Here is a 22,100-nt window from a genome sequence, read left to right as displayed (position 1 = left end):
CGGTGGCGTCAACCATCAATAGCCGGTTACCTAAAAATGTGATCGCGGGCAGGTTACGTGCAAGTCAGTTTTTGCACAGCTTTGTCAGGAGCGTGTTCGGCCTTTGTTCTTTCCGCTTGCCCGTGCACGCGAAAGACGGTTAAACGCTCTGTCGGGAATTGTGGCGTCTCTCGACGTGGCGGCAAAACTACCTACATAGGGGATGGCCGGGAAAACCCGCCATTCCAGGAAATTCCAGATTCTGAGGCGGCGACCGGCTATGGCCGACCATAAATATCTTTCCATTCGCGGGGCGCGCGAACACAATCTGAAGAATGTCGATCTCGACCTGCCGCGTGACAGCCTGATCGTCATGACCGGCCTGTCGGGCTCCGGCAAATCGTCGCTTGCCTTCGACACCATCTATGCCGAGGGCCAGCGCCGCTACGTCGAAAGCCTTTCGGCCTACGCCCGGCAATTCCTCGAAATGATGCAGAAGCCGGACGTCGACCAGATCGACGGCCTGTCGCCAGCCATTTCCATCGAGCAGAAGACCACCTCGAAGAACCCGCGTTCGACGGTCGGCACCGTCACCGAGATCTACGACTACATGCGGCTGCTGTTTGCGCGCGTCGGCATCCCCTATTCGCCGGCCACCGGCCTGCCGATCGAAAGCCAGACGGTTTCGCAGATGGTCGACCGCGTGCTGGCGGTCGAGGAAGGCACCCGACTGTTCATCCTGGCGCCGATGGTGCGCGGCCGCAAAGGCGAATACCGCAAGGAATTGCTGGAACTGCAGAAGAAGGGCTTTCAGCGCGTCAAGGTCGACGGCGTCTTCTATGAGATCGCCGATGTGCCGGCGCTGGACAAGAAGTACAAGCATGACCTCGACGTCGTCGTCGACCGTATCGTCGTGCGCGGCGATCTCGCCACGCGGCTCGCCGATTCCATCGAAACCGCGCTGAAACTGGCCGATGGGCTGGCGGTCGCCGAATTCGCCGACAAGCCGCTCGATTCCAGCCAGACCGGCGAGGATTCGGTCAACAAGTCGAAGAACGAGACGCATGAGCGCATCCTGTTCTCGGAAAAATTCGCTTGCCCGGTGTCCGGTTTCACCATTCCGGAAATCGAACCGCGCCTGTTCTCGTTCAACAATCCGTTCGGCGCCTGCCCGACCTGCGACGGTCTCGGCAGCCAGCGCGCCATCGACGGCAATCTGATCGTGCCGGACGAAAACATCTCGCTGCGCGACGGCGCCGTCAGCCCGTGGGCCAAGTCGACCTCGCCCTATTACGCGCAGACGCTGGAAGCGCTGGGCAAGGCCTATGGCTTCAAGCTCGGCGACAAGTTCAAGGATTTGACCGCGGAAGCCCAGGAAGCCATCCTGCGCGGCACCGGCGAGCGCGAAATCACCTTTCAGTATGATGACGGCCTGCGCTCCTACAAGACGACGAAAACCTTCGAAGGCGTCATCCCCAATCTCGAGCGGCGCTGGAAAGAGACAGAATCCGCCTGGATGCGCGAGGAGATCGAGCGCTTCATGTCGGCGACGCCTTGCCCGGTCTGCAAGGGTTATCGGCTGAAGCCGGAGTCGCTGGCCGTCAAGATTGCCGGCAGGCACATCGGCGAAGTCACCGAGCTTTCCATCCGCAAGGCCGACCAGTGGTTCACCGACCTGCCCGCGTCACTCAACGACAAGCAGAACGAGATCGCGGTGCGCGTCTTGAAGGAGATCCGCGAGCGGCTGCGCTTCCTCAACGATGTCGGGCTCGACTATCTGACCCTATCGCGCAATTCAGGCACGCTATCGGGCGGCGAAAGCCAGCGCATTCGGCTGGCGTCGCAGATCGGCTCCGGCCTGACCGGCGTGCTCTATGTGCTGGACGAACCGTCGATCGGCCTGCATCAGCGCGACAATGCGCGCCTGCTCGATACGCTCAAGCACCTGCGCGATATCGGCAACACGGTGATCGTCGTCGAGCATGACGAGGACGCCATCCTGCATGCCGACTATGTCGTCGACATGGGCCCTGCCGCCGGCATCCATGGCGGCGAGATCATTGCCCAGGGAACCCCGCAGCAGGTCATGGCCAATCCCAATTCGATCACCGGCAAATATCTGTCGGGCGCTCTCGAAGTGGCAACACCCGGCGTGCGGCGTGAAGCGAAGAAGAACCGGCGCCTCAAGATCGTCGGCGCGCGCGGCAACAATCTGAAGAACGTCACCGCCGAAATCCCGCTCGGCACCTTCACCGCCGTGACCGGCGTGTCGGGCGGCGGCAAGTCGACCTTCCTGATCGAGACGCTGTTCAAGGCGGCGTCGCGCCGTATCATGGGTTCGCGCGAGCATCCTGCCGACCACGACCGCATCGAGGGCCTCGAATTCCTCGACAAGGTCATCGACATCGACCAGTCGCCGATTGGACGGACCCCGCGTTCGAACCCCGCCACATATACCGGCGCCTTCACGCCGATCCGCGACTGGTTCGCCGGGCTTCCCGAAGCCAAGGCGCGCGGCTACCAGCCAGGACGCTTCTCGTTCAACGTCAAGGGCGGCCGCTGCGAGGCCTGCCAGGGTGACGGCGTCATCAAGATCGAGATGCACTTCCTGCCCGACGTCTACGTCACTTGCGACGTCTGCCATGGCAAGCGCTATAACAGAGAGACGCTCGATGTCCTGTTCAAGGGCAAGTCGATCGCCGACGTGCTTGACATGACGGTCGAGGAAGGCGTCGACTTCTTCGCCGCCGTGCCCGGCGTGCGTGACAAGCTCGACACGCTGAAGCAGGTCGGCCTTGGCTACATCCATATCGGCCAGCAGGCGACGACGCTGTCCGGCGGCGAGGCGCAGCGCATCAAGCTGGCCAAGGAACTGTCGCGCAAGGCGACCGGCAAGACGCTCTACATCCTCGACGAGCCGACCACCGGCCTGCATTTCCACGATGTCGCCAAGCTGTTGGAAGTGCTGCACGAACTGGTCGACCAGGGCAACACGGTGGTGGTCATCGAGCACAATCTCGAAGTGATCAAGACCGCCGACTGGGTGCTCGACCTCGGCCCCGAAGGTGGCGACGGCGGCGGCGAACTGGTCGCCTCAGGCACGCCGGAAGCGATCGTGCGCGAGAAGCGCAGCTACACCGGCCAGTTCCTCAAGGAACTGCTGGAACGGCGCCCCGGAGGCAAGCGCGAAGCGCGCGGAGTGACGATCGGACCGGTTGGCGCCTGGAGAAGCTTTTGAATGACAATCAGAAGAGCGCTTGCCGGTGATCTCCAAACCGTCGTCTCGCTGACGGAAGAAGCCTATGCGCCCTACACCGCACTGTTGGGCGCACCGCCCATTCCGGTCACCGAAGACTATGCGCCACGCATCGAGGGCGGCGAAGTCTGGCTTCTCGAGGACGGCGACAGGTTAGCCGGACTGCTCACGTTGGAGCGGCATGACGACCACACGATGATCTTCTCCGTCGCGGTCTCCCCTGACTTTCAGGGCAAGGGCTTCGGCATCGCGTGGCTGAAACACGCGGACGAACAGACGCGCTTGTGGGGCCTGCCCGAGGTACGGCTTTACACCAACGCCAGGATGGAGCGGAACATCGCGCTCTATCTGGCCTATGGTTTCCACGAAACGGGTCGCCGGCCCAATCCCTATCGGCCAGGATGGGTGCTCGTCGACATGGCCAAAGCCGTCGATGAGATCACCGCAGCCTGATCTTTTTCAGCATTTGGGAGGATGACAATGAGCACATCGGGAACAATCCGCGCAGGCATGGGCGGCTGGACCTTCGAGCCCTGGGATACGTCCTTCTATCCCGACAAGCTTTCCAAGGCCAAGCAGCTGAACTACGCCAGCCGCCAGGTGCCGAGCATCGAGGTCAACGGCACCTATTATTCCAGCTTCAAGGAGCCGACCTTCGTCAAATGGGCCAGCGAGGCGCCGGACGGTTTCGTCTATGCGCTGAAGGGCAACCGCTTCGTCACCAACCGCCGCGTGCTCGGGGAGGCCGGCGAGTCGATGATGCGATTCCTCGGCTCGGGCATTGCCGCGCTCGGCGAAAAGCTCGGGCCTATCCTGTGGCAGTTCGCGCCGACCAAGAAATTCGATCCGGACGATTTCGAAGCCTTCCTGAAACTGCTGCCGGAAAAGCAGGACGGCGTTGCGCTGCGCCATGCGGTCGAGGTGCGCAACGACAGCTTTGTCGTGCCGGAATTCGCCGCGCTCGTACGCAAATACAAGGTGGCGATCGTCTATGCCGACCATGCTAAATATCCTGATATCGCCGATGTCACCGGCGATTTCATCTATGCCCGGCTGCAGACCGGCAGCGACGATAATCCCGATTGCTACACGCCGAAGGGCCTCGATGAGTGGGCGGCGCGCGCCAAAACCTGGGCGGCAGGCAAGGTGCCTGCCGATCTCCGACGTGCCGATCCTTCGACCGAGGCCCCGGTCAAGCCGCGCGACGTGTTCGTCTACTTCATCACCGAGGGCAAGGTGCGCGCGCCGTTCGGTGCCATGGCGTTGATGAAGCGCGTGACGGACTGAAGCGCGTCTCCTATGCGTTTTGCGCGTAGCAAGTGCTTGATCGTGGCGTATTCAGCGCCATCGTAACCTTATCGATACTTCCTTGCTGCATGAATCCGGCACGCCAAGTTGCAGAGCCGTATCCGCCGCCGGCAAGGAAACGAGGGGCATGTCGCTCGACTACACTTCACTTCTTCTGGCTGTCGGATTTTCCGCCGCCTGCCTGAGCCTGACATTGTTCGGCATGTGGCTGACCGCTCGCTCGGAGAGGTTCCTGCTGACATGGGCGATCAGCCTGGTGTTCGTGGTCGGCGATATTTTTATCTATGACGCCTATATCGACATGCCTGGGCGCCTGCTGGGCATCGCCACGCTGGCTTTTCTGCTGCTCGGTTTTTCGACAATGCTGGGCGCCGCCTACCAGTTCAGGACCGGCGGCTCGCCAATGCCGCGAATGGTGCTTGTCAGCGCCATTTCGCTGGTTGTGACGTTGCCGCCCATGGCTCTTGGCTATGACGGGCTGGGCTTCATGTTCGAAAACGCCTTCGCCGCATTGCTTCTGTTCGCAACGGCGCTCGAATACTGGAAAGGCCGCGACGAAGCCCCTGCCCTGACGATCGGTATCACCGCGCTCTATTCGGCCACGGCCACATCCTTCGCTCTGTGCGCCATGGTCCTTGCCTGGGACGGAAAGCTGATCCTTGGTCATGCGCCCAGCAACTGGGCCGAGGAGCTCAGCCTCATCATCGTCATCGCCAGCATGACCGGTATCGGAGCGCTTTCCCTGGCGCTCAATCAGGGGCGTCTGGCCAGGCACCATCGCCACAATGCCCTGACCGACCCGCTGACCGGCCTGCTCAACCGTCGAGCCCTGTTCGACCTGCACGGCGATGCCCCGGTCGGCGCCTTCACGGCCGTGGTTGTCTTCGACCTCGACAGCTTCAAGGCCATCAATGACGAATTCGGCCACGCCGCTGGCGATGAGGTGCTGAAGGTGTTCGCCAGGGAACTCGCCGGCAATCTTCGCCCGGCCGACGTCGCCGCGCGCATGGGCGGCGAGGAGTTCGCGCTGGTGCTGAAGCGGACCTTGCCTGAAACGGTGGAGGCCACCGCCGAGGCCATACGGGCAGCTTTCGCAGCGCGTCGCATCGAAACCGAGACGGGCTCGCTGATGTGCACGGTCAGCGCCGGATATGCCTTTGGCACCAAGGAGGGGCTCAGCTTCGACAAGGTGCTCAGCGCCGCCGACAAGGCGCTCTATGCCGCCAAGCGCGGCGGCCGCAACCGCGTCACCGCTTCGGCATTCCGGCGCGCTGGTTAGACTGGTCAGCCTTGATATCTTACTGCCAATTGTCCGTGACTTCCCGCATCGTCACGGCCTCGACCTGCTCACTGAACCGCGAGCGATAAAGCTCCATCAGCGCATCATGCGTCTGATCCGCGGAACTGCAGATGGCGTCGGTGACAACAACGATGCGAAAGCCACGATCGATGGCGCCAAGCACTGTGGCGAGCACACAGACATCGGTTTCACCTCCCGTAATCACCAAGGTGTTTATGCCTGAGCCATGCAACAGGGCGTCGAGATGACCTTCCGTCCATGGCGAATAGACGCGCTTGTCGACAAGCTTGGCCGGTGGCACGAAGCGTGCAAGTTGCGGCATGAGCTCGATCAGGCCCGGATCGATACGTGAAAGCGTCACCTCCGCCCACCGGCGATAATAGCGCGCCCACATCCCCGGTCCCTCACCTGGTCGCTCGGCTGGGATAAAGCGGGTGAAAACTGTTCGCTGTGGATGTCTGGCGACCAGTTCCTCTATGGCCGGCACCACTTTCTCGGCCCATGGCACCGCCCAAGGCCCGGCCGGTCCGAACAGGCGCTGCATGTCGACGCAGATATGCAGGCAATTTTCGCCAAGCGGCCCGTGAACCAACCCTCTAGCTGCCACAGCCGGTCTCCGTCGACTGTGCGCTACTGACTTGTCTGCCTTGCAGCTTCCGCCTCGGCCACGTCAACCACACAGACGAGTTCGCCGTTTTCATTGCACACCCGAACCAGCCAGCCGGATAAATCGTCTGTACCGGGCTGCAAGTCGACCAGGAGATCGACTGCACAGCGAACTGCCTCCGACCGGGCGGCATCGAGGCTCGGCATCCTGGATGGCGGTATCCGTCGGGTAGTCTCCTCGTCGCGGTATTCAAAGATATACGCATCGCCAATCCCGTCGCTCGCCGACGTGACCGCAACCTGATCGAAATTGCCATTGCTGTTGGCGTCATAGTCGTTGGCGGCAAGATCGAATGTGGCGATCTGGATCAGGATGGCTTTCGCACGGGCCAGCGCGTCATCCCCGCTCTTGCCGTCGGTCCCCTCCATGTCCACGGTGACACATTCACTGCCCTCACCGCAAAACATGACACGAAGGATCGGCCGCCCATCCAGTGCCGCGGCATTCGTGATTTCGGTTCGAACGATTTGCATGGCGGCCTCCTGTTATCCTCACAAGGCTGGGGGCCGGCCGAAGCCAGGCCCCCATTGATCCTCAATCCCCGTGCTCGGGCATGGCCTTGAGCTGATCCTTGGTCCAGGTGGTGACCGCGTGAACGTCGCCGTCCTCGTCACGCATGAAGTCGAGTTGGCTGGCGGGCACGGCAACAGGCTTTGCCCCGATGCCCAGGAAGCCGCCGACATCGACGACGACCTCGCTGCCATGCAGATGAGAGACAGTGCCGACCTTCTCATCATCCGCACCGTAGATGGTCGCGCCGTCGAGTACGTCGGAGGTCAATTCATTGCTGGTAAGGCGTACGTGGTTGGTGTGATCCATAGCTGCATCTCCTGTTGAGTAGAGATGTTGCAACCTGCGACTTGACGAACGGTTCCGCATGGATTTGATGCCGCGTGATAAAATCTGACGGGCAGGACGTTCTGGGTTTCGACGAGCAGGCGCGCCGAGAGTCGCAACCTCGATCCGCTCAACGACGAGTTGAAAAGGCCTTCATGCCCCTCTTGATGGCCTTGCGAGCTTCGGCCGCATTTTGCCAGCCCTTGAACTTGATGGTCTTGCCGGTTCCAAGCACCGAGGAGACAAAGAACTGCTCGATCTCGCGCCGCAGGTCATCTGAAACGTGATCCGCTGCAACGGGCTGATCGGGAGCATCCTCCCGATGCGGACAGAGGACATAGCGGTCGTTGCGCAGAACCTCACCGCCTTCGTCCTTCTGCTTGACGCGCAAAGCGCCTAGCAGGTTGCATTTGATCACCACGCCTGGGGCCGTGGCTGCCTGATGAATCACAAGCCCATCGAGAGGGTCGCCATCTTCGCCTACCGTCGAAGGAATGAAACCCCAGTCATAGGGATACATCATGCCGACCGGCAAAGGACGGACATAGCCGAACATCTGCGTTTCAGGCTCGAAAGCAAGTTTCGCCGTCGCACCACGCGGCGTTTCGATCACCACCCTGATGAGGCCCTTCGTGGTTGTAGCCAGCTTCAAATAGTTGGGCATCAAGATGCCTCTCTCTTTTGGTTGTGTCGCGGCGCCCACGGAAATCACGGCGCAATTCGCATTGCGCCGTGGCAGCGGTGGAACTTCACAACGCGAAGAATGTTCCGAAGGGCAAAACCTTTCGGGAGAGCCCATGCATGACAAAAGCTTCGCTGCATCTTCTGAAGGGGATCGGTTATTTGATCTCGACCGGGAGTGTGATCCTGCTCGCCATCGTGAGTTGGTCGAGTGCTGCAAAAAGCCCCGTTCTCACCGCCTGTTTGATTGGCGGCGCAGCGCTGTCCATCGTCGGGATGCTCTGCCGCTGGCTGACCTACCAAATCGAGAAGCACCGGCAGGACAACTAGATGAAAGGCATCTCGATATGTTGGAGCTCGGGGCAGATAGTTAAGCCCGCGCGCAGAGCGATCAACTATCGCTGCGTCCGTGGTGTAAACTGATTGCGATCTAAGCGACCCTATGCCGCCATGACGATTTCATTGAAGGTATCGAGGTCGACATAGAACACCTTGGTGATCTCCTCGATCAGGTCGTCGTATTCGCAGCCCTGTGATCTCAGGATGTTGATGGCGGCGATGATGTCGACACGTTCGGTAAGCCGCCGCTTTTGGTAGTCCTCGACGTAACGTTCCATGGCTGTCCCTTAGCCTGTGTGCCCAAACGCGTTTGAACGACAGAGATCGCAGGAGGGAAGCTAGGAAGCCTTGCTTGCGTGAAACTTGCCGGCTGGAGCCTGCGCCTTCCCTCTATCTGCAACCAACCAGACTGATACGGAAGCGGCCGACTCACAAAAGCCATGGGAAAGACTAGCACGCAGCCCATGGTGCGCCAGTGACGCGGATGGCTGGATCGGAAAATATTAGACTTGCTAAGGATTTCGGACCGTCAACTGAAGTCCAACGACGATACTAGACCGTCAGGAACTTCCTGACATCAGCACGGTCCAAATCTTCCGGCGGGCCGGTATGGACGATCAGGCCGCGGTCCATGATGTTGACCTCGTCGGCGAGCTCGCGGCAGAAATCGAGATATTGTTCGACCAAAAGCACGGCGATGCCGGCCTGATCGCGCAGATAGCGTATGGCGCGGCCGATATCCTTGATGATCGACGGCTGGATGCCTTCGGTCGGCTCGTCGAGCACCAGCAGCTTCGGCCGCATCACCAACGCCCTGCCGATGGCGAGCTGCTGCTGCTGACCGCCGGAAAGGTCGCCGCCACGGCGGCCAAGCATCTGCTTGAGCACCGGGAACAATTCGAACACATGCGCCGGAATGTTGCGATCGGCCCGTTTCAGCGGCGCGAAACCGGATTCGAGGTTTTCGCGCACCGTGAGCAGGGGAAAGATCTCCCTGCCCTGCGGCACGAATGCGATGCCCGACCGGGCGCGGTCATACGCCGCGCTCCGGTCGAGCGCCTTCCCCTCGAAGGCAACGCTTCCGCTCGTCAGCCGGTGGTGGCCGACGATCGATCTCATCAAACTGGTCTTGCCGACGCCGTTGCGGCCGAGCACGCAGGTGATCTTGCCGGCGCCGGCCTTCAGCGACACGCCACGCAGCGCCTGGGCGGCGCCGTAGTGCAACGTGGCATCAGAAACTTCGAGCATGTCAGCGCCTTCTCCAGGACCTGAGAAACGACAGATCGAAGCGATGGAATTGAACCCGCCAGACCATGCTCATCTCCCCAGATAGACTTCGACGACGCGCTCGTCGGCCGACACGAAATCGAGTGTGCCTTCGCTAAGCACCGAGCCCTCGTGCAGGCAGGTGACCTTGACGCCGAGCTCGCGCACGAAATGCATGTCGTGCTCGACGACGATGACCGAATGGTCGCGCGCGATATCCTTGAGCAGCCGCGCGGTTTCCTCGGTCTCGGCGTCGGTCATGCCGGCGACCGGCTCGTCGACCAGCAGCAGCTTCGGATCCTGCGCCAGCAGCATGCCGATCTCGAGCCACTGCTTTTGTCCATGGCTGAGATTGGCCGCCAATTCGCCACGCTTGTCGCCAAGCCGGATGATGCCGAGGATGTCGTCGATCTGCCGCGCTTCGGCGGCCGAGCGGCGATGAAACAGCGCCGGGAAGATCGAGCGCGGCCCCTTCAGCGCCAGCATCAGGTTTTCCTCGATCGTGTGGCTTTCGAACACGGTCGGCTTCTGGAACTTGCGGCCGATGCCCATCATGGCGATCTCGGCTTCATCGTGCTTGGTGAGATCGACCTGGCCGTCGAAGAACACCTCGCCCTCGTCGGGCCGCGTCTTGCCGGTGACGATGTCCATCATCGTCGTCTTGCCGGCGCCGTTGGGGCCGATAATGGCGCGCATCTCGCCCTTGTCGAGCACCAGCGACAGGTTGTTGATGGCACGAAAGCCATCGAAGGAAACCGAGACGCCGTCGAGATAGAGGATGGTGTTCGACTTTGACATGGTCGCTCACTCCGCCGGCTGCGGTTCGGGGCTGGATGCGGACCAGTCGCCGGGCTTTCTCGCCGCGCTGCGAACAATTTTCGCCGGAACGTCGGCATCGGTGCCGGCTTCCTCGGCGATCGAGGCTGCCCGCAACGCCTTGGCGTTGCCGCGCCAGCTGTCCCACATGCCGATGATGCCCTTGGGCAGCAAAAGCGTGACGGCGACAAACAGCCCACCGAGCGCAAACAGCCAGAACTCCGGCAGCACGCCGGTGAACCAGGACTTGCCGGCATTGACCAGCAACGCACCGATGATCGGCCCGACAATGGTGCCGCGCCCGCCGACGGCGGCCCACACCACGACTTCAATCGAATTGGCCGGTTCGAACTCGCCCGGGTTGATGATGCCGACCTGCGGCACGTAGAGCGCGCCGGCAATGCCTGCCATGACAGCCGATACGGTGAAGGCGAACAGTTTTACGTTCTCTGCCCGCCAGCCAAGGAAGCGCGTGCGGCTCTCGGCGTCGCGCACCGCCATCAAGAGCTTGCCGTATTTGGAGCCGACGATCGCCCAGGTGACGAAGACGGCGAGCGCGAGCGTGACGGCGCTGGCCGCGAACAGCGCCGAACGCGTCGCGTCAGCCTGCACGTTGAAGCCGAGAATATCCTTGAAATCGGTCAGGCCGTTGTTGCCGCCGAACCCCATGTCGTTGCGGAAAAACGCAAGCAGCAGCGCGTAGGTCATCGCCTGCGTGATGATCGAGAGATAGACGCCGGTGACGCGGCTGCGGAAGGCGAACCAGCCGAAGACGAAGGCCAGCAGGCCAGGCACGGCAAGCACCATGATCGCCGCGAACCAGAAATGGTCGAAACCGGTCCAGAACCAGGGCAATTCCTTGTAGTTCAGGAACACCATGAAATCCGGCAGGATCGGGTTGCCATAGACGCCGCGCGAGCCGATCTGGCGCATCAGATACATGCCCATCGCATAGCCGCCGAGCGCGAAGAAGGCGCCGTGGCCGAGCGAGAGAATGCCGCAATAGCCCCAGACAAGATCGAGCGCCAAGGCGAGCAGCGCATAGCAGAGATATTTGCCGGTCAGCGCGACGATGTAGGACGGCACATAGAAGGCACTGGCCGGCGAAACAGCCAGGTTGAGCAGCGGCACGATGACGGCCACCGCCAGTAGGATGAAGATCGTGACGGCGACGCGGCGGTCCGCACCGGCGGCAAAGAAGCGTCCTGTGATCATGCTTCCACCGCCCTGCCCTTGAGCGCGAACAGGCCGCGCGGGCGCTTCTGGATGAACAGGATGATCAGCACCAGCACGACGATCTTGCCGAGCACCGCGCCAGCATAGGGCTCGAGGAACTTGTTGACGATGCCGAGCGAGAAGGCGCCGACCAGCGTCCCCCACAGATTGCCGACGCCGCCGAAGACGACGACCATGAAACTGTCGATGATGTAGCCACGGCCGAGATTGGGCGAGACGTTGTCGATCTGGCTGAGCGCGACACCGGCGATGCCGGCAATGCCGGAGCCGAGCGCGAAGGTCAGCGCGTCGACCCATGGCGTTTTGATACCCATGGAAGCCGCCATGCGTCGGTTGGCGGTGACAGCGCGCATCTGGAGGCCCCAGGGCGTGCGCTTCATCACATAGAGCAGCACCGCGAACACGGTGAGCGCGAAAACCAGGATCCAAAGCCGGTTCCAGGTGATCGCAAGTTGCCCAATATTGAACGAGCCCGACATCCACGAGGGGTTGCCGACCTCCTGGTTGGTCGGCCCGAAGATCGAGCGCACCGCCTGCTGCAGGATCAGCGAGACGCCCCATGTCGCCAGCAGTGTTTCCAGCGGCCGGCCATAGAGGAAGCGGATGACACCGCGCTCGATGATCAGGCCAACCAGAGCCGAGACAAGGAAAGCGAGCGGCAGCGCGATGACCAGCGACCAGTCGAACAGGTGCGGAAAAGATGTACGGATCACTTGCTGGACGACGAAGGTCGTGTAGGCGCCCAGCATGACCATCTCGCCATGCGCCATGTTGATGACGCCCATGACGCCGAAGGTGATGGCAAGGCCGATCGCCGCCAGCAGCAGCACCGAGCCCAGCGAAATGCCGTACCAGATGTTCTGCCCGGCATCCCAGAAGGCCAGCGTCGAATTGATGTTGGCGATCGCGGCAGTCGCGGCTTCCTTGACCGCGTCCGAGGAATTCGCCTCGACCGATGTGAGCAGCGAAACCGCATCACGGTCGCCACGCGCTCCGATCAGCGCGATGGCAGCAAGCTTGTCGGCATCCGGCCGATCGGAGACCAGCACGGAGGCCGCGCGGGCCTGTTCGAGCAGAGCCTTGACGCTGGCCACGGTCTCGCTGGCGATTGCCGCATCGAGCGGTCCGAGGTTTGCCGCATCGGGCGTCTTGAACATGGTATCGGCAGCCGCAATACGCACGGCCGGATCCTTGGCGCCAAGCGTCAGCGTGCCCAGCGCATCGCGAATGACGCGGCGCAGCGTGTTGTTGACCTTGATCTTGGTGATGTCGTCCTTGGCCGCCTCGCCCGAGGCCTCGCCGCTCAAAGGGTCGAAAAGCTGGACGCTTTCGCCCGCTTCCTTGCCGACAAACACCAGCGAATCGGCCTTGCGGACATAGAGGTTACCGTCGGCCAGTGCCGCAAGCGGCCGCTCCACCGCCGGATCGCCGGCAGCAGCCAGTTCGTGAACGACGGCTCCGATCTCCGAAAACCCCTTGGCCGTCGCGAATTTGGCGATGATGGCGCGCAGATCGGCTTCGCCGGCGCCCGATGACGACAGCATCGCCAGCAGGAACAACAGCGTCAAACCAATTGCACGAAACAGGTTCATCGGTTTTTGGTGACCCCTTTGAAGATTGAATTGGGCGTCCGGACGACGGAGGAAGCCGTCCGGACGCGCGCGGTCTGACTAGGTCAGCCCGGGGAGGATCAGTTTGTGCCCTTGCCGCCGCACTTGCCGGTGGCAACATTGAAGTTGCCGCAGGACAGAGGCGCGCGCCAATCGGAGATCAGGTCCTTGGAGTCAGGCAGATAGTCGGACCATTCGTCGCCCATCACCAGGCCCGGCGTGCGCGACACGGTTTCGAACTGGCCGTCGGCCTGGATTTCACCGATCAGCACCGGCTTGGTGATGTGGTGGTTCGGCATCATCGTCGAATAGCCGCCGGTCAGGTTCGGCACCGAGACACCGATCATGGCGTCGATGACCTTGTCCGGATCGGTGGTGCCGGCCTTCTCGACCGCCTTCACCCACATGTTGAAGCCGATATAGTGGGCTTCCATCGGGTCGTTGGTGGTGCGCTTGTCGTTCTTGATGAACTTGTGCCAGTCGGCGATGAACTTCTTGTTTTCGGGCGTGTCGATGCTCTCAAAGTAGTTCCAGGCGGCGAGATGGCCGACCAGCGGCGCGGTGTCGAGACCGGCAAGCTCTTCCTCGCCGACCGAGAAGGCCATGACCGGGATATCCTCGGCCTTGATGCCCTGGTTGCCGAGTTCCTTGTAGAACGGCACGTTGGCGTCGCCGTTGACGGTCGAGACGACGGCTGTCTTCTTGCCGGCCGAACCGAACTTCTTGATCGCCGAAACCTCGGTCTGCCAGTCGGAGAAGCCGAACGGCGTGTAATTGACCATGATGTCTTCCGCCGCGACGCCCTTGGCCTTCAGATAGGCCTCTAGGATCTTGTTGGTGGTGCGCGGATAGACATAGTCGGTGCCTTCGAGCACCCAGCGCTTCACCGAACCGCCATCCTCGCTCATCAGATAGTCGACGGCGGGAATCGCCTGCTGGTTGGGTGCGGCACCCGTGTAGAACACGTTGCGCTCGCTTTCCTCGCCCTCATACTGGACGGGGTAGAACAGGATGTTGTCGAGTTCGGAGAACACCGGCAGAACCGACTTGCGCGACACCGAGGTCCAGCAGCCGAACACCGCCGCGACCTTGTCCTTGGAGATCAGCTCGCGCGCCTTTTCGGCAAACAGCGGCCAGTTGGAAGCAGGATCGACGACGACCGCCTCGAGCTTCTTGCCGAGTAGTCCGCCCTTGGCGTTCTGCTCGTCGATGAGCATCAGCATGGCGTCCTTCAGCGTCGTCTCCGAAATCGCCATGGTCCCCGACAGCGAATGGAGAATGCCGACCTTGATGGTGTCGTCGGCAGCCTTGGCGGGAGCGGACATCAACAGGCCGGCGGCAACCACGCTCGCCGAAAACATTTTTGTTATGGTCGAGAAATTACCCCTCATATTACAGACTCCCAAGCTGGTTGATTGCACCGCAACACTACAATGCAACCCCCATGCCAATCGCTTGGCGACGCCAAATTGAGACCAGTAAATCCAGCATTATCAGCAGCTTGAAATATTAGGCTTACAAAAACAAAGAGAGCCGGTTAAAAATCGATTGAGAGAAATTTGCGCAGCGCGCGGGGCTATTGCCTAATTTTCGCCCAATTTTGCCAAGTGCCTAGATTTTGGTCTTCACAGGTGGATCACCGACGACCGATGTTGCGGCGTGACGCAAAAATAGGGCAAGCTCGTTCCTCAAACGAGCGACGTCATGGCTTCCTGCATTTCACGCATTTTTGTCGGCATATTGCTTCTGGCGGCAGCAACTGGCTCCGCACGAGCCGACTTCGGCGACGGCAAGATGCCCGACGGCACTTATCACTGCGAGGTCTACCTGCTCGGCATGTTCCTCAGCCTCGGCGACATCACCATCAAGGGGAACGTCTATAGCGGCCCAATTTACACCGGCCTTGGCAACTCCGGCACCGCGCAGCAGGGGTACAATTATCAAATGGATGCAAACGGCGTGATCTCCTGGCTGGGGCCGTTGGGCGGCTATACCATCGGCGGCAACGCGCTGTCGCTGACCCAGGCAACGCTCGACGGCCAGACCACGCCCTCCTTCGACATCATCATGAAGCAGCCTGACGGCGCGTTCACCGCCTCGACCTGCACCAAGCAATGAGGCTGCAAGAAAAAGGCGCGGAACCTTGTGGGTTCCGCGCCAGCAGGCAGTCGGGAGGGTGGGACTAGATCGTCTTTGCCGACATCTGCGCGGCGATGTAGTCGGCCTGGCGGATCGCCAGCGAGACGATCGTCAGGGTCGGGTTTTCGGCGGCCCCAGTGGTGAACTGACTGCCATCCGACACGAACAGGTTCTTGATGTCGTGCGCCTGGCCGTGTTTGTTGACGACGCCGTCGGCGGCCTTTTCGCTCATCCGGTTGGTGCCGAGATTGTGGGTCGACGGATAGGGCGGCGTCGGGAAGGTGCGCGTGGCACCAACCGCATCGTAAAGCGCCGTGGCCTGCTTGTAGGCGTGGTTGCGCATCGCGGTGTCGTTCGGATGGTCGTCGAAATGCACGTCGGCGATCGGCATGCCGTGCGCGTCCTTCTCATCGGCATGCAGCGTGATGCGGTTCTCCGCGCGCGGCATGTCCTCGCCGACAATCCACAGGCCGGCCATGTGGTCGTAGTGGTCGAGTGCGGTGGTGAACGAGCGGCCCCAGGCGCCGGGATCGAGGAAGGCCGCCATGAACGGCAGGCCGAGCGACAGCGTCTCGAACTCGTAGCCGCCCACGAACCCACGTGACGGATCATGGCGCGCCTCGTCGCGGATGATGCCGGCCATGGTGGTGCCGCGATACATGTGCACCGGTCTGTCGAAGATGGCATAGACCGAGCCAGTGGTGTGGCGCATGTAGTTTTTGCCCACCTGCCCCGACGAGTTGGCAAGACCATCGGGGAATTTGCCAGACGCCGAATTGAGCAGCAACCGCGGGCTCTCGATCGAATTCCCCGCAACGGCGACGATGCGCGCCTTCTGCTCCTGCAGCTTGCCGTCCTTGTCGGCATAGACGACGCCGGTCACTTTTCCGCTAGCGTCATGGTTGATCTTGATCGCCATGGCGTTCGGCCTGACTTCGAGATGGCCTGTCGCCTCGCCCTTGGGGATCTCGGTGTAGAGCGTCGACCATTTGGCACCCCATTTGCAGCCCTGGAAGCAGAAGCCGGTCTGCTGGCAGGACATGCGGTCGTCGCGATCGACCGAGTTGATCGCCATGTTGCCGGTGTGGCATTCCTTGTAGCCGAGCTTGTCGGCGCCGGCCTTCAACACCTTGAAATTGTTGTTGCCCGGCAGCCTTGGCCAGTCATTGGTGCCGGTGACGCCCATCTTGGCTTCGGCCTTGGCGTAATAAGGCTCCATCTCGGCCAGCGTGATCGGCCAGTCGAGCAGGTTGGCGCCTTCCAGTTTGCCGTAGGTCGACAGCGTCTTGAACTCATGCTCCTGGAAGCGCAGCGAGGCTCCGGCCCAATGCGTGGTCGAACCGCCGACCGACTTGACGATCCAGGCCGGCAGGTTCGGAAAATCCTTGGCCACACGCCAGTCACCGGATGTGGTGCGCTTGTCGGTCCAGGCGAGCTGGGCGAACGAACCCCACTCGTCATTGACGAAATCCTCATATTCGTGGCGCGCGCCGGCTTCCAGGATGACGACGTCGACACCCTTCTGGGCCAGTTCGTTGCCGAGCGTGCCGCCGCCGGCGCCCGAGCCGATGATGACGACCACACCGTCGTTGTTCAGATCAAATGAAGCTGCCATGGTTTCCTCCCATGATTTCTGTTTGCGGGTTCAGGAGCGACGGGGCTCAGAGCCACTCTATGTCGTTGAAACCGCGCGCGATGTAGCCACCCTTGGAATAGGACTCGCCCTCGTAACCGAAGATCGGCCACACCTCTTTCTGGTTGTAGAGGCTGACGACGAGCCCGCCACGGATGGCCTGGAAGAACGGCGTCGCCTCGATCTGCTTCAGCACGCCGACGCGCTGCTCCTCCCAGCCGAGACCCCGATAGCCGCCGTCGCCGGACTTCTTGTCGAGGTCGGCGATGCCGTCTTCGATCATCGCCTTGTAGGCGGCGTCCTTGCCGGCCTGCTCGTCATGGCCCTTCACGGCAATGGCGTAATATTTGTCGGGAACCTGATCGTGCGGATAGATGTCGCGCGCCATCTGGATCAGCGTCGCCATGGTTTCGGGCTTGAGTGCCGATGTCTCGAGCCCCCAGGCATGTTCGGGGCTGATGACGGCACTGCCGGAGATGACGAGCAGTGCGCCGATGCCACCGCGTTTGAGAAGCTCGCGACGTGAAAGCCCGGGCTTCGCGTCATAGATCGTGACCATTTTATTCCTCCCTGCTTGCTATCTGCGCTCTGGTAAGCGCCGTTGCTGGCGCCGCACCTGCCGGTGCGGTTGCTATGTCTCCTATTGGAAGCGACCTCCGCGCTGCAGAACCTCGATCTTGTAGCCGTCCGGATCCTCGATGAAGAAAAAGCGGGCGATCAGCGACCCGTCGCGGTTGAACTCGACGATCTTCTTCGGATTGAGCCCGAGCGCGCCGAGACGGTCATGCTCGCTGTCGAGGTCGGCGACCGAGACCGCGAGGTGGCCGTAGCCATCGCCGAGCCCATAAGGTTGCTGCCGGTCCTTGTTCACGGTCAGTTCGAGTTCGAACCCCGTTTCGGTATTGCTGAGGTAAATGAGCGTGAATGTCTCGAAGTCCAGCCTGTCGGCGATATCGAGCCCGAAGGCATTTCTGTAGAAATCGACGGATCGGGCCTCGTCGAGAACCCGGATCATGCTGTGAATCGCCTTGGCCAAATCAGTCTCCGTCCTGGTGTGCGGAAACGATTATGGGCAGGGCGGAAAAAAGGTGGTGGCAGCCGGTTACCACGCTCAAGACCCGTGAATTGTCCTGCTTCGGCGACGGGGACGAAAGTCCGATTGCCGTTCCACCAATTTTGCCCGACAATGCATGTGGGGACAGGGTGAGCAGTGTCAGGCTGCACGCCCGTCCACCCAAGACCAACAATCATGGGAGGTTTGTCGGATGTGCAGGGTGTTTGCGGGCCAGGATCCCGAAGGCTATCGCCAGATCAACCGGTCGATTCGCATCGACGGCCACTCGACCAGCATCCAGCTTGAAGCGACATTCTGGGCTTTGCTGGACGAAATCGCCGAAAACCAGGGTTTGACGACGCCAAAATTCATCTCGAAGCTTTATGACGAAGCCATCGAGATCAACGGCGCCATCCCGAACTTTGCGTCGATGCTGCGCACCACCTGCGCGCTCTACCTGCGCGGCCACCGGCCGGGCATGGAAGAGCAGATGGTGCCGAAGCGCAAAGCCGCCTAGCCCGCTTCCACAGCGACAGCGAGCGCCAGCCGGCTCATGTCGGTGAAAAGCGCCTGGCGCTCGGAATAGTCGGTCTGTTCGCCAGTCTCGATGTTGTCGACCACGACACACATCGACAGCGCGCGAGCCCCGAAATGCGCTGATATGCGATAGAGCGCGCTGGTTTCCATATCCACGGCCAGAGCTCCTTCTGCCTGGGCATCGGCAAAACGGGCGCGTCCTTCAGGGTGATAGAAGATGTCGCTGCACACAGTCAGGCCGGCACGATGGTCGATGCCAAGTTCCGTCGCCTTGGCCAACGCACAGGCGAGAAGCGCCGGATCCGGGCCGGCGGGTCCATAAAGGCCGAAAACCTGACCGCTCTGGGCGCTCTCCGCCTGTGCCGATTGCGAGATGACAAGGCTGCGCAGTTTTGCCTTGGCGGTCAGGCTGCCGCAGGTGCCGGTGCGGATCAACGTTCGCGCACCAAAATGGTCCAGCAATTCATGTGCATAGATCAGAAACGATGAAACGCCGATGCCCGTCGCCTGAATGCTGACGGGTTTGCCGCCAAACAGCCCGGTGAAGCCAAGCGCGCCACGTCGGCGATTGATGCAGCGCGGCGCTTCCAGAAACGTTTGCGCCATCCACTCGGCGCGCTGCGGATCGCCCGGCAACAACACTGTGTCGGCGTAGTCGCCCTTGTCCGCTTCGTTGTGTGGCGTCACCAGTTGCTCCCCCGGGCCCGCCTGCCGTTTCACCCGCAATCATGGCGTTGTCGCGGCGCAGCACAAGGAAAGAATGTGAAGGAGGTTCTAGGACTCCAGCACGTCCTTGACGATCGTCGCCAGTTGCTTGAGCGAGAACGGCTTTGGCAGGAAGCCGAAATGCGCGTCGGCAGGCAGGTTTCTGGCGAATGCGTCCTCGGCATAGCCCGACACGAAAACGAACTTGATGTCCGGCTGGCGCTTGCGCAACTCACCAAGCAGCGTCGGTCCGTCCATTTCCGGCATCACAACGTCGGAAACGACGATGTCGACCTTGCCGCCCAGCGCCTCGAACACTTCCAGCGCCTCCACGCCCGACGATGCCTCGTGCACGGTGTAACCGCGCGAAGTCAGCGCCCGCATGCCGCCCATGCGCACGGCATCCTCATCCTCGACGAGCAGCACCGTGGCGGAGCCCGACAGATCCTTGGCCGCATCCGCGACTTTCGCCGGCGCTGCCGGCACATCGTCGGGCTCGCCCGCTTTTTTCGCTTCCGCAATATGACGCGGCAGGAAAATGCGGAAAGTCGAGCCTTTGCCGACTTCGGAATCGCAGAAGATGAAGCCGCCGGTCTGCTTGATGATGCCGTAGACCATCGACAGGCCGAGGCCGGTACCCTTGCCGACTTCCTTGGTGGTGAAGAAGGGCTCGAAGATCTTCTTGAGCACGTCGGGCGCGATACCGCTGCCGGTGTCCTCGACTTCGACCACGACATAGTCCGCCGGGGCGAGTTCGCGATAGGAAAAGGCCTTGCACTCCTCGGCGGTCACATTGCGGGTGCGCACGGTGAGATCGCCACCCGCCGGCATTGCGTCGCGCGCGTTGACTGCGAGGTTGACCACCACCTGCTCGAACTGCCCGATATCGACCTTGACCGGCCACAGGTCGCGGCCATGGTCGACCTTCAGCTTGATGTCGTTGCCGACCAAGCGGGCAAGCAGCATCCTGAGATCGGCGAGCACGTCGGTCAGGTTGAGCACTTCCGGCCGCAATGTCTGCTTGCGCGAGAAGGCGAGCAGTTGTCGCACCAGCGAAGCCGCCCGGTTGGCGTTCTGCTTGATGTTCATGATGTCGGGGAAGGACGGGTCCGACGGACGGTGGTTGGTCAACAAAAGGTCCGACGCCATGATGATGGCTGTCAGCACATTGTTGAAATCGTGCGCGATGCCGCCGGCAAGCTGGCCGACCGCCTGCATCTTCTGGCTCTGCGCCATCTGCCCTTCGAGTGCCTTCTGCTCCGTCGTCTCGACGGCGTAGACGATGGCCGACTCCTCGGCGCCCTCGCCGCCGGTGCCGTCGGCGACCGCGTTGACGTAGAAACGGATGTGTCGCTCGTCGTTGCCGGGCAGAAGCGTGTCGATCGGCTCGATGTCGGCCTGCCGCTGCTGCGCTTTTTCGAAAGCAGCCGCAAAGGCCGGCCGGTCGCGCTCATGGATCACCGTGTCGAGCCGCACACGGCGATCGACGGCGTCGCGATCGACGACGGCTGAAAACAGCGACAGGAACGGCGCATTGGTGCGCAGGATGCGCCCGTTGTGGTCGACGCCGGCTATCGCCATCGGTGTCGAGTTGAAGAAGCGGGTGAAACGCACTTCCGAGGCCCGCAGATCGGCTGAGGAGTCCTCGCCTTGCGTGCGGTTGAGCACGATCGTGCGCGTCGGCCCGTTGACGCCTTCACGGCTGGCCGAAACGCGATGCATGAAGCGCACCGGCAGCGCCTCGCCCGTCATCGTTGTCAAATCGAGATCGATCACCGCGTTGCGCGTCGTGCCGGGATCGGCCTTGACCGAGCGGACCAGCGCCATGCCGTCGCCGGCCACGATTTCGGCCAGGGAGACGGCACCGGGCGTGAAGCTGGTGAGGTCGATGCCCAGCCATTCGGCGAGCGTGGCGTTGATGTAGGTGACGCGGCCCTCCTGGTCGGCCGAAAAGAAGCCGGCCGGCGCGTGGTCGAGATGATCGATCGCCTTTTGCAAATCGAGGAAGAAACGCTCCTGCTCGGCCCGCTCCTGCGAGATGTCGGCCAACTGCCAGGCCAGCATCGGCAGCCGCTGGCCCGGAACGCCGAAGGTGCGCGCCCGCACCCTGTACCAGCGGGCGCCGGGCTCGGCGCCTGGCCGGATGGATTGCGCGAGCCGAAACTCGCCGTCACCCGGCTGGGCGTCGCGCAGGCCCGACGCCAGGCGATAGATCGTCACCGAGGCTTCAGGGACATCCGAGAGCAACCCCTCGACTGTCTTCAGGTCGGCCGCAGACGACGCTCCGGTCATGTCGGCATAGGCGCGATTGGCGTAGACGACGCGGCCTTTGGTGTCGGTGACGAGAAGGCCCTGCGACATGGAATCGACGAAGGATTTCGACAGTTCGTCGCCTGTCGAGCGCGGCGTGACCTGCACGAAGCCGATCGCCGTGGCAAACAGGAAGCCAACGCCGATCATCGCCAGCACGCCGAGCATGCCGAGCAGGAAGGGATCGCCGAGGCGCTCGCGGAACAGGCCGAATACGATCGCCGCCCCCGTCAGAACGACGATGAAAATGATAAGCCGGGTGACCGCGCCCGGTCGCGTATTCTGGTCGACGATCGGTACCGGATAGAAATCGCCGCGCGCTTCCTTGGCCATATGCCCCCTGCTCGTGAATTCCGGTGTTCCGACACCCGCCCGTACCGGGTTGAATCACATTCTCCTAGTCCGGAAAAGGCCTGGGCGGCAAATG

At 61.8% G+C, this 22,100-nt stretch carries 22 protein-coding genes; 7 read left to right on the top strand and 15 right to left on the bottom strand.

Features of this window, described 5'->3' with window-relative positions:
- The first annotated feature begins 259 nt into the window (after positions 1 to 259).
- The 4 genes from uvrA to ACZ89F_RS13290 all read left to right on the top strand — a co-directional run bounded on the left by uvrA (position 260) and on the right by ACZ89F_RS13290 (position 5,822).
- Positions 260 to 3,217, top strand: a complete 2,958-nt coding sequence (gene uvrA, locus ACZ89F_RS13305) for an excinuclease ABC subunit UvrA (protein ID WP_476092316.1) — start codon at positions 260 to 262, stop codon at positions 3,215 to 3,217.
- Positions 3,218 to 3,688 (top strand): GNAT family N-acetyltransferase, encoded by a 471-nt coding sequence (locus ACZ89F_RS13300; protein WP_476092315.1) that lies wholly within the window; start codon positions 3,218 to 3,220, stop codon positions 3,686 to 3,688.
- Positions 3,689 to 3,715: 27 nt separating this feature from the next.
- On the top strand, positions 3,716 to 4,522 hold the full coding sequence (locus tag ACZ89F_RS13295; RefSeq protein WP_476092314.1) for a DUF72 domain-containing protein: 807 nt from the start codon (positions 3,716 to 3,718) through the stop codon (positions 4,520 to 4,522).
- A 148-nt stretch (positions 4,523 to 4,670) separates the two neighbouring features.
- Complete coding sequence (locus ACZ89F_RS13290; RefSeq protein ID WP_476092313.1) at positions 4,671 to 5,822, top strand: GGDEF domain-containing protein; 1,152 nt, start codon at positions 4,671 to 4,673, stop codon at positions 5,820 to 5,822.
- Between the two features lie 19 nt (positions 5,823 to 5,841).
- Here the strand turns inward: ACZ89F_RS13290 and ACZ89F_RS13285 are convergent, their stop codons facing one another.
- The 4 genes from ACZ89F_RS13285 to ACZ89F_RS13270 all read right to left on the bottom strand — a co-directional run bounded on the left by ACZ89F_RS13285 (position 5,842) and on the right by ACZ89F_RS13270 (position 8,011).
- Positions 5,842 to 6,450, bottom strand: a complete 609-nt coding sequence (locus ACZ89F_RS13285) for a cysteine hydrolase family protein (protein ID WP_476092312.1) — start codon at positions 6,448 to 6,450, stop codon at positions 5,842 to 5,844.
- Between the two features lie 23 nt (positions 6,451 to 6,473).
- Complete coding sequence (locus ACZ89F_RS13280) at positions 6,474 to 6,983, bottom strand: DUF6894 family protein (RefSeq protein ID WP_476092311.1); 510 nt, start codon at positions 6,981 to 6,983, stop codon at positions 6,474 to 6,476.
- Between the two features lie 61 nt (positions 6,984 to 7,044).
- Positions 7,045 to 7,329, bottom strand: a complete 285-nt coding sequence (locus tag ACZ89F_RS13275; RefSeq protein WP_476092310.1) for a PRC-barrel domain-containing protein — start codon at positions 7,327 to 7,329, stop codon at positions 7,045 to 7,047.
- Positions 7,330 to 7,477: 148 nt separating this feature from the next.
- Positions 7,478 to 8,011 (bottom strand): inorganic diphosphatase, encoded by a 534-nt coding sequence (locus tag ACZ89F_RS13270; protein WP_476097275.1) that lies wholly within the window; start codon positions 8,009 to 8,011, stop codon positions 7,478 to 7,480.
- Between the two features lie 137 nt (positions 8,012 to 8,148).
- Between ACZ89F_RS13270 and ACZ89F_RS13265 the strand changes: the two genes are divergently transcribed.
- Complete coding sequence (locus ACZ89F_RS13265; protein ID WP_476092309.1) at positions 8,149 to 8,358, top strand: hypothetical protein; 210 nt, start codon at positions 8,149 to 8,151, stop codon at positions 8,356 to 8,358.
- A 110-nt stretch (positions 8,359 to 8,468) separates the two neighbouring features.
- Here ACZ89F_RS13265 and ACZ89F_RS13260 read toward each other — a convergent pair whose 3' ends face one another.
- From ACZ89F_RS13260 to urtA, 6 genes are all read right to left on the bottom strand, one after another.
- Positions 8,469 to 8,645, bottom strand: coding sequence for a hypothetical protein (locus tag ACZ89F_RS13260; RefSeq protein WP_010909636.1), 177 nt, complete (start codon positions 8,643 to 8,645; stop codon positions 8,469 to 8,471).
- Positions 8,646 to 8,919: 274 nt separating this feature from the next.
- Positions 8,920 to 9,615 carry an urea ABC transporter ATP-binding subunit UrtE gene (urtE, locus tag ACZ89F_RS13255; protein WP_476092308.1) on the bottom strand — a complete coding sequence of 232 codons (696 nt, stop codon included), beginning with the start codon at positions 9,613 to 9,615 and terminating at the stop codon, positions 8,920 to 8,922.
- A 69-nt stretch (positions 9,616 to 9,684) separates the two neighbouring features.
- Positions 9,685 to 10,431, bottom strand: coding sequence for an urea ABC transporter ATP-binding protein UrtD (gene urtD, locus ACZ89F_RS13250; RefSeq protein ID WP_476092307.1), 747 nt, complete (start codon positions 10,429 to 10,431; stop codon positions 9,685 to 9,687).
- Between the two features lie 6 nt (positions 10,432 to 10,437).
- Positions 10,438 to 11,664, bottom strand: a complete 1,227-nt coding sequence (urtC, locus tag ACZ89F_RS13245; RefSeq protein WP_476092306.1) for an urea ABC transporter permease subunit UrtC — start codon at positions 11,662 to 11,664, stop codon at positions 10,438 to 10,440.
- Positions 11,661 to 13,277, bottom strand: coding sequence for an urea ABC transporter permease subunit UrtB (urtB, locus tag ACZ89F_RS13240; RefSeq protein WP_476092305.1), 1,617 nt, complete (start codon positions 13,275 to 13,277; stop codon positions 11,661 to 11,663). The genes urtC and urtB overlap by 4 nt, the downstream gene beginning before the upstream one ends.
- 98 nt (positions 13,278 to 13,375) lie before the next feature.
- Positions 13,376 to 14,686, bottom strand: coding sequence for an urea ABC transporter substrate-binding protein (gene urtA, locus ACZ89F_RS13235; protein ID WP_127258859.1), 1,311 nt, complete (start codon positions 14,684 to 14,686; stop codon positions 13,376 to 13,378).
- A gap of 313 nt (positions 14,687 to 14,999) precedes the next feature.
- Between urtA and ACZ89F_RS13230 the strand changes: the two genes are divergently transcribed.
- Positions 15,000 to 15,413, top strand: coding sequence for a hypothetical protein (locus tag ACZ89F_RS13230; RefSeq protein ID WP_476092304.1), 414 nt, complete (start codon positions 15,000 to 15,002; stop codon positions 15,411 to 15,413).
- A gap of 64 nt (positions 15,414 to 15,477) precedes the next feature.
- On the opposite strand, the gene ACZ89F_RS13225 is transcribed toward ACZ89F_RS13230, so the two are convergent.
- The 3 genes from ACZ89F_RS13225 to ACZ89F_RS13215 form a co-directional block, all read right to left on the bottom strand.
- Positions 15,478 to 17,049: a GMC family oxidoreductase gene (locus tag ACZ89F_RS13225; protein WP_476092303.1), complete on the bottom strand. Its 1,572-nt coding sequence runs from the start codon at positions 17,047 to 17,049 to the stop codon at positions 15,478 to 15,480.
- A 46-nt stretch (positions 17,050 to 17,095) separates the two neighbouring features.
- Positions 17,096 to 17,626 carry a gluconate 2-dehydrogenase subunit 3 family protein gene (locus ACZ89F_RS13220; protein WP_476092302.1) on the bottom strand — a complete coding sequence of 177 codons (531 nt, stop codon included), beginning with the start codon at positions 17,624 to 17,626 and terminating at the stop codon, positions 17,096 to 17,098.
- 81 nt (positions 17,627 to 17,707) lie between these two features.
- The gene (locus tag ACZ89F_RS13215) at positions 17,708 to 18,103 is read right to left on the bottom strand and encodes a VOC family protein (RefSeq protein ID WP_476092301.1); all 396 of its coding nucleotides are present in this window, start codon (positions 18,101 to 18,103) and stop codon (positions 17,708 to 17,710) included.
- Positions 18,104 to 18,332: 229 nt separating this feature from the next.
- Between ACZ89F_RS13215 and ACZ89F_RS13210 the strand changes: the two genes are divergently transcribed.
- Entirely contained in the window at positions 18,333 to 18,638 is a 306-nt protein-coding gene (locus ACZ89F_RS13210; RefSeq protein WP_476092300.1) for a ribbon-helix-helix domain-containing protein, read from the top strand.
- Here the strand turns inward: ACZ89F_RS13210 and ACZ89F_RS13205 are convergent.
- Both ACZ89F_RS13205 and cckA read right to left on the bottom strand, forming a co-directional pair.
- On the bottom strand, positions 18,635 to 19,345 hold the full coding sequence (locus tag ACZ89F_RS13205; RefSeq protein ID WP_476092299.1) for a purine-nucleoside phosphorylase: 711 nt from the start codon (positions 19,343 to 19,345) through the stop codon (positions 18,635 to 18,637). The two genes, ACZ89F_RS13210 and ACZ89F_RS13205, sit on opposite strands and share 4 nt — an antisense overlap.
- An 87-nt stretch (positions 19,346 to 19,432) precedes the next feature.
- On the bottom strand, positions 19,433 to 22,006 hold the full coding sequence (cckA, locus tag ACZ89F_RS13200; RefSeq protein WP_476092298.1) for a cell cycle histidine kinase CckA: 2,574 nt from the start codon (positions 22,004 to 22,006) through the stop codon (positions 19,433 to 19,435).
- Positions 22,007 to 22,100: the final 94 nt, after the last annotated feature.

It is taken from the genome of Mesorhizobium sp. USDA 3734 (assembly GCF_056279665.1).
This window is presented reverse-complemented; position numbering and strand designations above follow the sequence as displayed.

Coding starts and splice junctions, on each gene's coding strand:
- urtC (WP_476092306.1), bottom strand. CDS start 11,664: ATGATCACAGGACGCTTCTTTGCCGCCGGTGCGGACCGCCGCGTCGCC.
- urtA (WP_127258859.1), bottom strand. CDS start 14,686: ATGAGGGGTAATTTCTCGACCATAACAAAAATGTTTTCGGCGAGCGTG.
- ACZ89F_RS13270 (WP_476097275.1), bottom strand. CDS start 8,011: ATGCCCAACTATTTGAAGCTGGCTACAACCACGAAGGGCCTCATCAGG.
- ACZ89F_RS13280 (WP_476092311.1), bottom strand. CDS start 6,983: ATGCAAATCGTTCGAACCGAAATCACGAATGCCGCGGCACTGGATGGG.
- ACZ89F_RS13275 (WP_476092310.1), bottom strand. CDS start 7,329: ATGGATCACACCAACCACGTACGCCTTACCAGCAATGAATTGACCTCC.
- ACZ89F_RS13290 (WP_476092313.1), top strand. CDS start 4,671: ATGTCGCTCGACTACACTTCACTTCTTCTGGCTGTCGGATTTTCCGCC.
- cckA (WP_476092298.1), bottom strand. CDS start 22,006: ATGGCCAAGGAAGCGCGCGGCGATTTCTATCCGGTACCGATCGTCGAC.
- ACZ89F_RS13230 (WP_476092304.1), top strand. CDS start 15,000: ATGGCTTCCTGCATTTCACGCATTTTTGTCGGCATATTGCTTCTGGCG.
- urtE (WP_476092308.1), bottom strand. CDS start 9,615: ATGCTCGAAGTTTCTGATGCCACGTTGCACTACGGCGCCGCCCAGGCG.
- ACZ89F_RS13265 (WP_476092309.1), top strand. CDS start 8,149: ATGACAAAAGCTTCGCTGCATCTTCTGAAGGGGATCGGTTATTTGATC.
- ACZ89F_RS13225 (WP_476092303.1), bottom strand. CDS start 17,049: ATGGCAGCTTCATTTGATCTGAACAACGACGGTGTGGTCGTCATCATC.
- uvrA (WP_476092316.1), top strand. CDS start 260: ATGGCCGACCATAAATATCTTTCCATTCGCGGGGCGCGCGAACACAAT.
- ACZ89F_RS13300 (WP_476092315.1), top strand. CDS start 3,218: ATGACAATCAGAAGAGCGCTTGCCGGTGATCTCCAAACCGTCGTCTCG.
- ACZ89F_RS13295 (WP_476092314.1), top strand. CDS start 3,716: ATGAGCACATCGGGAACAATCCGCGCAGGCATGGGCGGCTGGACCTTC.
- urtD (WP_476092307.1), bottom strand. CDS start 10,431: ATGTCAAAGTCGAACACCATCCTCTATCTCGACGGCGTCTCGGTTTCC.
- ACZ89F_RS13210 (WP_476092300.1), top strand. CDS start 18,333: ATGTGCAGGGTGTTTGCGGGCCAGGATCCCGAAGGCTATCGCCAGATC.
- urtB (WP_476092305.1), bottom strand. CDS start 13,277: ATGAACCTGTTTCGTGCAATTGGTTTGACGCTGTTGTTCCTGCTGGCG.
- ACZ89F_RS13260 (WP_010909636.1), bottom strand. CDS start 8,645: ATGGAACGTTACGTCGAGGACTACCAAAAGCGGCGGCTTACCGAACGT.
- ACZ89F_RS13220 (WP_476092302.1), bottom strand. CDS start 17,626: ATGGTCACGATCTATGACGCGAAGCCCGGGCTTTCACGTCGCGAGCTT.